At 65.6% G+C, this 9,613-nt stretch carries 8 protein-coding genes; 3 read left to right on the top strand and 5 right to left on the bottom strand.

Annotated features, from left to right (window positions below; all coding sequences use genetic code 11):
• Positions 1-96 precede the first annotated feature (96 nt).
• Complete coding sequence (gene grxD, locus RUU78_RS00155; protein ID WP_313912553.1) at positions 97-1,020, bottom strand: Grx4 family monothiol glutaredoxin; 924 nt, start codon at positions 1,018-1,020, stop codon at positions 97-99.
• A 266-nt stretch (positions 1,021-1,286) separates the two neighbouring features.
• On the opposite strand from grxD, the gene RUU78_RS00150 reads away from it, so the two are divergent.
• Positions 1,287-3,599 carry an Ig-like domain-containing protein gene (locus tag RUU78_RS00150; RefSeq protein ID WP_313912552.1) on the top strand — a complete coding sequence of 771 codons (2,313 nt, stop codon included), beginning with the start codon at positions 1,287-1,289 and terminating at the stop codon, positions 3,597-3,599.
• A gap of 69 nt (positions 3,600-3,668) precedes the next feature.
• Here RUU78_RS00150 and RUU78_RS00145 read toward each other — a convergent pair whose 3' ends face one another.
• From RUU78_RS00145 to RUU78_RS00135, 3 genes are all read right to left on the bottom strand, one after another.
• Positions 3,669-4,499 (bottom strand): UDP-2,3-diacylglucosamine diphosphatase, encoded by an 831-nt coding sequence (locus RUU78_RS00145; RefSeq protein ID WP_313912551.1) that lies wholly within the window; start codon positions 4,497-4,499, stop codon positions 3,669-3,671.
• A 69-nt stretch (positions 4,500-4,568) separates the two neighbouring features.
• Positions 4,569-5,210 carry a GDSL-type esterase/lipase family protein gene (locus RUU78_RS00140; RefSeq protein WP_313912626.1) on the bottom strand — a complete coding sequence of 214 codons (642 nt, stop codon included), beginning with the start codon at positions 5,208-5,210 and terminating at the stop codon, positions 4,569-4,571.
• 16 nt (positions 5,211-5,226) lie between these two features.
• Positions 5,227-6,474 carry an aminotransferase class I/II-fold pyridoxal phosphate-dependent enzyme gene (locus RUU78_RS00135; RefSeq protein WP_313912550.1) on the bottom strand — a complete coding sequence of 416 codons (1,248 nt, stop codon included), beginning with the start codon at positions 6,472-6,474 and terminating at the stop codon, positions 5,227-5,229.
• A 385-nt stretch (positions 6,475-6,859) separates the two neighbouring features.
• Here RUU78_RS00135 and RUU78_RS00130 point away from each other — a divergent pair, with 385 nt between their 5' ends.
• Together RUU78_RS00130 and rsgA are read left to right on the top strand one after the other, a co-directional pair.
• On the top strand, positions 6,860-7,957 hold the full coding sequence (locus RUU78_RS00130; RefSeq protein ID WP_313912549.1) for an efflux RND transporter periplasmic adaptor subunit: 1,098 nt from the start codon (positions 6,860-6,862) through the stop codon (positions 7,955-7,957).
• 55 nt (positions 7,958-8,012) lie between these two features.
• On the top strand, positions 8,013-9,083 hold the full coding sequence (gene rsgA / locus RUU78_RS00125; RefSeq protein ID WP_313912548.1) for a ribosome small subunit-dependent GTPase A: 1,071 nt from the start codon (positions 8,013-8,015) through the stop codon (positions 9,081-9,083).
• Positions 9,084-9,120: 37 nt separating this feature from the next.
• Here the strand turns inward: rsgA and RUU78_RS00120 are convergent, their stop codons facing one another.
• On the bottom strand, positions 9,121-9,555 hold the full coding sequence (locus RUU78_RS00120) for a DUF3052 domain-containing protein (protein WP_313912547.1): 435 nt from the start codon (positions 9,553-9,555) through the stop codon (positions 9,121-9,123).
• Positions 9,556-9,613 lie beyond the last annotated feature (58 nt).

Here is a 9,613-nt window from a genome sequence, read left to right as displayed (position 1 = left end):
GTGATCAGAACCTGCGGTTCTGCGCGATCACTCTTCACCCCCTCTCACTCGAGGGGCTCCGAGAGTAAAGGTGGTGTTTGCCGGGATCAGAGGGCATCAATAGCGCGGAATCGACGTATCGATCTGACGCGACCACGCATCGATGCCGCCTTCTACGTTGAAGACCTGGCGAAAGCCCAGGCCGCGGAAGTGCTCGGCTGCGCCGCGGCTTGAATTGCCGTGATGGCACAGGAAGGCGAGCGGCTGGTCTTTCGGCAGCGCGGACAGGCGCGCAGCGCTGTCTTCGTCGAGGACCTGCGCGGCGGCGAACGGCGCCAGCGCGCGGTCGTGCGCCGGGCGCACGTCGATGACGGTGATCTCGTTGCGTTCCAGCCGCGCCTTGAGGCCCTGCACGTCCAGTGACTGCACCGCCGGCGGCGCGTTCGGGTTTGTGATCGACAGACCACTGCCCTGCATGCTGTCGACCCAATCGATGACGATACCGCGGGCGCGCTGCGCCGTGGTCACGTCCATGAGGATCTCGATGCCATTGGCACTCGCGCGGATCTCGCTGCCTTCGGCTTCGCGCAGGTAGAACTGAGCCTGGAAGCGTGCGTCGATGGACAGGTGCAGCGAGGCGCCGCGGCTGTCGGCGAGACCGGCACGCATCGCGTCGGCGGCGGCGTCGGTGATCGTGATGTCGGGCGGGCTGCGGTCGGGCTTGGGCAGGCCGAGCAGTACATGCAGTTCGCCGTTGTTGGCCATGCCGGCGACGATGTCGGCGCCGCCGATCAGCTCGCCTTCGACATAGAGTTGCGGAATCGTCGGCCAGTTGCCGTAGGCCTTGATGCCTTCGCGGATATCCGGGTCGGCCAGGACATCGACGCTGGCGTAGTCGTCGAGCAGGCTGTTGAGGATGCCGACGGTGCCGGCGGAAAAGCCGCAGCGCGGCGCGTCGCGCGTACCTTTCATAAACAGCACGATGCGGTTTTGCTGCAGCAGGGAGTCGATGCGCGAACGGAGGGCAGGATCGAGATTCATGGGATTCCAGAAGCGTACGGTCAGACGGGAATAGTAGCGTCGGCGATATGCGGACGCCCGCGGCGTCCGGCAAGGGCTGTCGTGGCGAGGGGGAAAACCCCTGCACGCGAGGGTCGTCGCGGCGGATATGCCGAGGCGAACGTCGCCCAGTGCTTCGCTCTGCGGTCGTTTTCACGTTTCCTTGTGTGATTGCAGGATATCTGCAGTAAGCCGCTGCGCGATAATCGCGACCGCTTGGCCCTTGTCCATGGATCCTGGAGAACCGTATGCGCCGCTCGCTGCTCGCCCTGAGCATTTCCCTGGCCTTGTCCGCCACAGCCGTTGCGCAGGAACAGGCCGCGCCGCCAAAGCCGCAGGCCAACGATCCCAGCATTCCGATCACCTATGTCGGTACGAATTCGCGGGTCAGTCTTGGCGTCAACGACGACGGTGACATCAACGGCGAGGCGCTGGGTATCTTCGGCTTCGACGGCGATTCGGCGTGGATTGCGCAACTCTGGCTGGCCGAGCACGGCGCCGGCGGCGTGCAGCTCGACTATCACTGGTTGTGGGGCGGAAAGACGCGCCAGGACACGATCGACAATCCCGACGGCGTGCGCGTGGCCAAGGCCTTCGTCGCCGTCGACCAGAACATCTGGAACGACCGCAAGGCGACCATTGGCGTCGGCTACCAGAAGAATGATTTCTTCGTCGATGGCTATGTCTCGGGGGCGCTGACCGGCAACCGCTTCGTCCGCACCGACACCGACACGACGACGACGGTGCTGACCGGCATCGAGAACGGTCACGCCTACACGCAGAACCAGACCGTCAGCGTCATCACCGACGCGTTTGAAAAGCCTTACGAAAAAGGCATCGGCCTGCGTCTGGGCCAGTATTTCGACGACGGTCTGTGGCGCCTGCGCGGTGGCCTGGACTACGAACGCGGCAAGTACGATTCGGATCAGGCTACGCTGTCGCTCGGTGTGGACAAGTATATTCGTAACACCGGCTGGAGCCTTTCGGCCGATGGCGAGTACCTGAAGAAATCCGGCGATTTCGAGATCGACAGGAACGATACGCGCGGCTGGCTCAGCCTGCGCTACGAGTTCGGCCAGAGCTACCGTCCGCGCGCGCCGTTCCGCGTCGTCGAGGTGCCGGCGCCGATTGCCGTGGCGAACGTCGCGGCCGAGCCGACGCTGGTGCGCAACGACGTGCGCCTGGATGGCGACGCTTTCTTCAACTTCGACCAGTCCGATCTGCGGCCGGACGCGATCGCTGCGTTGGATGAACTGCTAGCCAGGCTCACCGGGAATACGCGCGTGAGCCGGATCACGGTCATCGGGCACACCGACAGCGTCGGCAGCGAAGCCTATAACGCGGCCCTGTCCGCGCAGCGTGCGGCGAGTGCCAATGCCTATCTGGTGTCGCGCGGCGTGCCGGCCGACCAGATCGATATGCGTGCCGACGGCGAACTCAATCCGTCCTATCCGAACGATACGCCGGCCAACCGGCAGAAGAACCGCCGCGTCGACATCGAATTCCTCAGCGTCGAGGAAAACTTGACGCCCGCGGTCACGCCCGCACCCGCCGCGGCGGTCGAATGGAAGCGCGAACCGGTCGCCGCGCCGGCGGCCTGGATCGAGCGCGCGTTGCGCAATCCGTCGCAGCACAAGCGTACGGTCGACGTCTATCGGTTTGAGCGCGCGACGACGACGACGACGCTGGGACCGCGGCAATTTGCGAACACCGCTCCGAATGCCGTCGACGACAGCGTTTCCCTCCCACGCGATGCGGCGGCGACGAGCATTGCCGTGCTCGCCAACGACACGGATCCCGAGAACGATGCGCTGACGATCACGGGTACCTCGTCACCCGCGCATGGCACGGTCAGCTTCAGCGCCGGCCAGGTCAGCTACACGCCGGCCGCGGGCTATGTCGGCACGGATAGCTTCACCTACACCATCACTGACGGTTTCGGCGGCAGCGATACGGCGACCGTAACCCTAGTGATCGGCACTGGCGGCAACCGTCCGCCGGTCGCGGCCAACGACAGCGCGCAGACCCCCCCAGCGACGCCGGTGCGCATCGCGGTGTTGCGCAACGATAGCGATCCGGATGACGACGTGCTCAGCGTGACCTCGGTCGGCACGCCGGCCCACGGCGCTGCGGTCCTCAACAGCGACGGCACCCTGACCTACACGCCGGCGACAGGATTCGAGGGCAGCGATGCCTTCAGCTACGTGATCAGCGACGGCCGCGGCGGTACGGCGACGGCGCAGGTGACGGTACAGGTCGGCGCGGGCGCGAATGCGCCGCCGCTGGCGCTGGACGACGTGGTCGGTGTGGTCAAGGGCGGCGGCGTGGATATCCCCGTGCTCGACAATGACAGCGATCCGGATGGTGATCTGTTGCGCGTGATCCGCGTCGAGAATCTCGGTCCACACCAGGCGACGCTGACCATCAACGCGAACGGTACGATCCGCTTCCAGCATATCCATGGCACTAACGGCCCCGGCCGCATCCGCTACACCATCACCGACGACAATGGACACGAAGTGTCGGCCATCGTCACGGTGAACGTGACCGAGATTCCCTGACGAACACGCAGCGTCGCGTACGGATTGGCCGTACGCGACTGCGCAGCCATCCCATCGAAGCCGTGCCCCTCAGGCGCGTGCGTTCAACACTTGCGCCCAGGCTGGGATGGGTGTCGCCTGGGGCCGCGATTCACCGGCGCCGGCGCGCATCAGCGCCGTGCGGCGTTCGCTCCAGTGCAGCAGTTCCAGCGTGCCGTCGAGATGTTCGACCAGCGCAGTACAGTGCTCGACCCAGTCGCCGTCGTTGAGGTAGAGCACGCCGCCGTGTTCGCTGATGTGGCCGAAGTGGATATGGCCACAGATCTGGCCATCCAGGCCGAGTTCGCGCGCACGGCCGGTCGCCATCGCCTCATAGCGGCGGATATACGCCAGCGCCTTGCCGATGCGCGACTTGGCAAGTATCGACAGGGCGAAATACGGCAGGCGCAGACGCCGGCGCACCGCGTTGAGCTTGCGGTTGGCAAGGCAGATCAGGCGGTAGGCATAGTCACCGAACCAGGTCAGCCAGGTCTTGCCTTGATGCTCCGGATCAAACTCATCGCCGTGGCTCACGCGCAGGCGCTTGCCGTCGGCCGTGACGTGGATGGCGTCCAGCGCGACCTCGATGCCGCCGATGCATTGCCCGGCCAGGCCGCGCAAGCTGCAGTCGTGATTGCCTGGAAGGTAGATGACTCGTGTTCCCTTCGCCGCAATGTCCAGAAATTCCGCCAGCACCTCGCTGTGCCGCGACGGCCAGTACGGCGCCTGCTCCATCGCTTCGAGGTCGATGATGTCGCCAACGAGATAGAGCTGCTCGCAGCGCGTCGAGCGCAGGAAGTCGAGCAGGAAATCCGCGCGGCAGTCGCGCGTGCCGAGGTGAACATCGGAAATGAAGATGCTTCGAAAGCGCAGGCGGTCCATGCGACGCCCCGGTAGCCGAGCCGGCGCAAGACTAGACGGCCCACGTATCCGCCGCGTTGCCGGGTCGGGTCAGAGTGATGACAGTGCGAACCGGGCCAGCGGCAGTATGGGGGCGAGCCAGTCGGCGTATTGTCGGCCGGAGGGATGCAGACCGTCGGCGGCGAGTTGCGCAGCGTCGGCACCGGCCTCGCGCGAAATCGCGCAGACGTCGGCCCAGGCCACGCCGAGGCGCTGCGCCTCCTCGCGGTTGATCGCGTTGAACGCATCGAGTTCGCGCGCGGTCGCGGCGGTGTCGCGATCCGATTCGCGGCCAAAACGCGTTACGCCCCAATCCGGAATCGAGACCACGATCACGCGGTCCGGACGCAGGCCGGCCAGCGCGATCGCGCGCTGCAGTAGCGCAGCGAATTCGCGACGGTAGTTTTCCGGATCGCGGCCGCGGTACTGGTTGTTGACACCGATGGATAGACTGACGAGGTCGTACGGCGGCACCAGCGTGGCCGCGTCCATGCCGGCGGAAAGCTCGTCGGTCGTCCAGCCCGTGGTCGCGACGATCTGCGGATCGTCCAGCGCCATGCCGTCGTCGCGCAGGCGTTGCGCGAGCTGCAGCGGCCAGCGCTGCGCCGGCTCCACGCCCTCGCCGATGGTGTAGGAGTCGCCGAGCGCGAGATAGCGCAGGCGGGCGCCGTCCGACGCGTGGCCGGCGAACATGCCGGCCAGCAACAGTTCAGGCCACATGACGCGCGGGCGCCGAGCGCGTCGCAATGCGGCTCAGGCAGCGGTCGATACGTGTGAACACGTCGTCGATCTCCCCGGGCTGCGGCAGCAGCGTGAGGCGGAAATGATTGCGCTCGCGGATATTGAAGCCGGTACCTGGCACGATCAGCACGCTCTCGCTTTCGAGCAGTTCCAGCGCGAAGTCCTCGTCGTCGAACTGGGCGAAGCCGGCCGTGCGCACCGACGGAAACGCGTAGAGCGCGCCCTGCGGCGCAACCACGTCGAGAAACTCGCTGCGTGCGACGCCGTCGATCACCGCGCGCCGTGCCGCGTGCAGGCGTCCACCGTCGCCGACGAGTTCGCGCATGGTGTCGGGTCCGGTGAGCGCCGGCTCAATAGCCCATTGCGTTGGCACGTTGGCGCAAAGGCGCAGTGCGGAAAGCAGGTCCAGTGCGGCGCGGAACTCCTCCAGCTTTGCAGGGGCGCCCGACAGGCTGATCCAGCCGACGCGATAGCCACAGGCACGATGCATCTTGGACAAGCCGCCGTAGGTGATGCACGGCGTCTCGCCCGCGAGGGCGGCCAGCGGATGGAATTCCGCGTCGTCGTAGAGAATGCCGTCGTAGATCTCGTCGGACAGCAGCAGCAGGCGATGGCGTTCGGCGACCTGAATCAGCGCCTGTAGCAGCTCGCGCGGATATACGGCGCCGGTTGGATTGTTGGGGTTGATCAGCACCAGCGCGCGCGTGCGCGGCGTGATCAGCGCCTCGATCTCGTCCGGGTCGGGGAGGTGGGCGCGTGACGCGGGACAAGGGTAGTAGCGCGCCCGCCCGCCGTTGAGCACGGTTGCCGCACTCCATAAGGGATAGTCGGGGCTGGGCAGCAACACTTCCTCGCTGCTGTTGAGCAGGGCGCGCAGAGTCAGGTCGATGAGCTCCGACACGCCGTTGCCTATAAATACATTGTCCGCGTGGGCACCGTGTGCGCCGCGGGCGATTTCGCGCGCGGCGATCGCTTCGCGCGCGCTCTGCAGGCCCTGCTGATGACAGTAGGCTTCGCTGCGGTGCAGATGCGATTCGACCGTCGCACGCAGATGCGCAGGTACGGCAAAACCGAACAGTCCCGGATTGCCGATGTTCAGCCGCACGATCTGGCGGCCTTCGGCTTCGAGTTCGCGAGCGCGTCGCGACAGGGCTCCGCGGATCTCGTAACGCACATCGCCGAGGCGGGAACTGACGGGTACGGTGCGTTGCGGCATTGCGGCGGGTCCTTGGCGGGTCGCCGAATCCTAGCGGCTGATGAGCGAATGTCCAAACAACCGCCGGTCACACTTATGCCGATAGACCGATATCGTGCTGCGTTGCGTCCGACAAATCGCTCGCTTTGGCCCGGGGCACGCAACCTTTGCCCCGCTCGGGGCATCTGAGCAGCCGGTGGGAACAATCCGTCGTGGTGAGTCGCAGCGAGTGACCTCTATTAATGGTCGGGAATTCGCGGCTTCGCGGCGGCGCGAACCCGCCGCGTTGCCGGAAGTCATTGTTCCCTCCGGCAGATGTTGCAGTAACGCGCGCCAACTACCATTCGCTTGACCCACCAGATTTAGTGTTGTAGTTTACTACAACACTATCTCAATAGAGATGCTCATGAAAACGTCCGTGCTTGCTTCGTTGCTCCTGCTCTCTGCCGCCGCAGTGACCCCGTTGCTGCTGACCGGTTGCGCCAGCGAGGCTCAGTCCAAGACCAGTGCTGCTGCCGAAAAGCCCAAGGTAGAGCTTATTCCGGTCGAGGTCGCCGCCGTCTTCCAGGGGGATATCACGGCGCGCTATGCCGGCACGGCCACGCTCGAGGCCGAACGCGAAGCCAAGATCGTCAGCGAGATCGGCGGCGTCGTGCTGTCGCTGGGCGCCGAAGAGGGCCAGGTCGTCCGCAAGGGTCAGATCCTTGCCCGGCTCGACGCCGAGCGGCAGAGCGTGCTGCTGCGTCAGGCGGAAACCGAACTGGAACGCCTCAAGCTTCAGGATGCGCGCAACGAGAGCCTGTTCCAACGCCAGCTCATCGCGCGCAACAGCTACGAACAGAACAAGTCCGACCTGGCCACGCGCAAGGCTGAAGTGGACATGGCGCGCCTGAGCCTGTCCAAGTGCGCCGTCATTGCCCCGTTCGATGGCGTGATCACGCGGCGCTGGGTCAAGCAGGGCCAACTGCTCAAGCTCAATGAGGTCGCGTTCGAAATGGCGGATTTCCGCGAACTGAAGGCGCGCCTGCGCGTGCCCGAGCGCGCGAGCGCCGCGCTGAAGCCCGGCCAGCTCGTCGACTACAGCGCAGATGCGCTGCCGGGCGAGACTTTCCGCGCCGAAGTCGAGCGCGTCAGTCCGGTCGTCGACGCCGCCAGCGGCACGGTCGACATCGTCGTCGCAGTGGACAACTCCAGCGGAAAGCTGCGCCCGGGGCTGTTCTCCCGCCTGGACGTGGCCTATGACAACGTTGCCGCAGCCATCCTGATTCCGAAGGCGGCGTTGCTCAGCGGCGAGCGAGAGACGAGCGTGTACGTCGTGCGGGACAGCAAGGCGCAGCGGGTAGCGATCAAGCTCGGCTACGAATCCGGTAATAACGTGCAGGTACTGCACGGGTTGAGCCCGGGTGCCGATGTCGTCGTCGCGGGCCAGAGCGCGCTCAGCGAAGGCAGCGAAGTGCAGGCCCTGCGCACCACTGCGGTGGCCGAAACCGTCGCCAAGCGCTGAAGCCGGAGCGTTGACAGCCGCAGCTCCGTCACCGGGCTGCGGTTAGAATGCCGCCATGCTGAATCCCGAAACCCGCGCTCGCCTGGCCCGCATCGGCTGGAGCGATGCCGTCGTAGTCCCCTCGGATGCGCCCGCCGATCATCTGCCGGCCCGCGTGATCATCCAGCACCGCAACGGCTATGTCGTGCACGATGGCGAGAAAGAATTCACCGTGCAGCCGGCCCCGCGCTTCCTCAAGCGCAACCTCGATCCGGTCGAACGGCCCGCTGTCGGCGATTTCGTCCTGCTCAAGCCCGGCAAGCCGGCGCAGATCGAAACCGTGCTGCCGCGTCATGCGACCCTGTCGCGCGCCGCTGCCGGTGAACGGTACCAACGCCAGCTCATCGCGACGAACGTGGACAGCGTACTCGTGCTCATGGGCCTGGACGGCGACTTCAACCCGCGTCGCCTGGAGCGCTATCTCGCCCTGATCCAGGCTTCCGGTGCGACCTGCGTGGTCGTCCTGACCAAGGCCGACCAGCACGATGACCTCGAAACGCTGATGGCCGATGTCGCTGACGTGTTGCCACCGGACATCATCGTGCACCCCGTGAATGCCAAAGATCCGCAGAGCCTGGCCGTGCTGTATCCCTATCTCGTCGCGGGCCTCACTGCCGTCGTGGTCGGCTCGTCCGGGGTCGGCAAGTCGACTCTGACCAACACCTTGCTCGGCGAGCAGCGCCAGGCGACGAAGGCGGTACGCCAGAACGACAGCCGTGGCCGGCACACGACGACATTCCGCGCACTGATCGCGCTACCCCAGGGTGGCTGCCTGATCGACACGCCGGGCATGCGCGAACTCAAGCTCACCGGAGAGGAAGACCTGGAGGCCGGCCAATTCGCCGATATCGACAGCCTCGCGATGGGATGCCGTTTCGGTGACTGTGTGCATCAGTCGGAACCTGGCTGCGCCGTGCGCACTGCGCTGGAAAGCGGCGAACTCGATCCCGAGCGCTGGGCCAGTTACCAAAAACTGCGCAGCGAACTGCAGACACAGGCGACGAACCTGGAGACGCAGCTCAAGCGCCGGAACGAAGCGAACAAGGCGCTGGGCAAGCGACCGCACGAAAAATTCGGCCGTCACTGAAAACATGTAGTGCCCGCGATGCCTGTCGCCGGGTGATTCAGCCGCTGCCTGCCCGCTTCCGATGGGTCACGCGCCGTACCAGCTTCAATCCGCTCCAGACCGCATCGACGGCGCAGACCTTGACGTCGACGAGGCCGCGCGGAAGCGCAAGTTCGCGGATGCCGTCCTCGGTCAGATCAGTCGCGATCCTCGACGCTTTTTTGGGCCAGGAGATCCAGGTCATGCCGGTGTCGTCGAGGTAAGGCTCCAGCGCGTCCAACGCCTGCAGCAATGCGGCGCGCGAACCGACGAACGCATGCGCAAAATCGAAAGCGCCGGGCTGCGCGAGGACCTGGCATAAGGTCAGATCGAACTGGGTCAATGCCGCGTAGTCTCCAGGCACGTCACGCAGCAGCACGCGCAGGCCGGGTTTGAGGCCGAGCTTCTTCGCCAGCGGCGTACCTGAATACCCAGCCTTTTCGCGGGTTGACACCTGTCACCTCCAATTGCTGATCGTCGCCCCTGTCGGCGCTACGGCGGTCGCGTCAGTC

Source organism: Tahibacter sp. (assembly GCF_032229445.1).
GTDB lineage: Bacteria > Pseudomonadota > Gammaproteobacteria > Xanthomonadales > Rhodanobacteraceae > Tahibacter.
This window is presented reverse-complemented; position numbering and strand designations above follow the sequence as displayed.

Excerpts from the sequence above, each read along its gene's own strand:
- grxD (WP_313912553.1), bottom strand. The coding sequence starts at position 1,020 with ATGAATCTCGATCCTGCCCTCCGTTCGCGCATCGACTCCCTGCTGCAG.
- RUU78_RS00150 (WP_313912552.1), top strand. The coding sequence starts at position 1,287 with ATGCGCCGCTCGCTGCTCGCCCTGAGCATTTCCCTGGCCTTGTCCGCC.
- RUU78_RS00145 (WP_313912551.1), bottom strand. The coding sequence starts at position 4,499 with ATGGACCGCCTGCGCTTTCGAAGCATCTTCATTTCCGATGTTCACCTC.
- RUU78_RS00140 (WP_313912626.1), bottom strand. The coding sequence starts at position 5,210 with ATGTTCGCCGGCCACGCGTCGGACGGCGCCCGCCTGCGCTATCTCGCG.
- RUU78_RS00135 (WP_313912550.1), bottom strand. The coding sequence starts at position 6,474 with ATGCCGCAACGCACCGTACCCGTCAGTTCCCGCCTCGGCGATGTGCGT.
- RUU78_RS00130 (WP_313912549.1), top strand. The coding sequence starts at position 6,860 with ATGAAAACGTCCGTGCTTGCTTCGTTGCTCCTGCTCTCTGCCGCCGCA.
- rsgA (WP_313912548.1), top strand. The coding sequence starts at position 8,013 with ATGCTGAATCCCGAAACCCGCGCTCGCCTGGCCCGCATCGGCTGGAGC.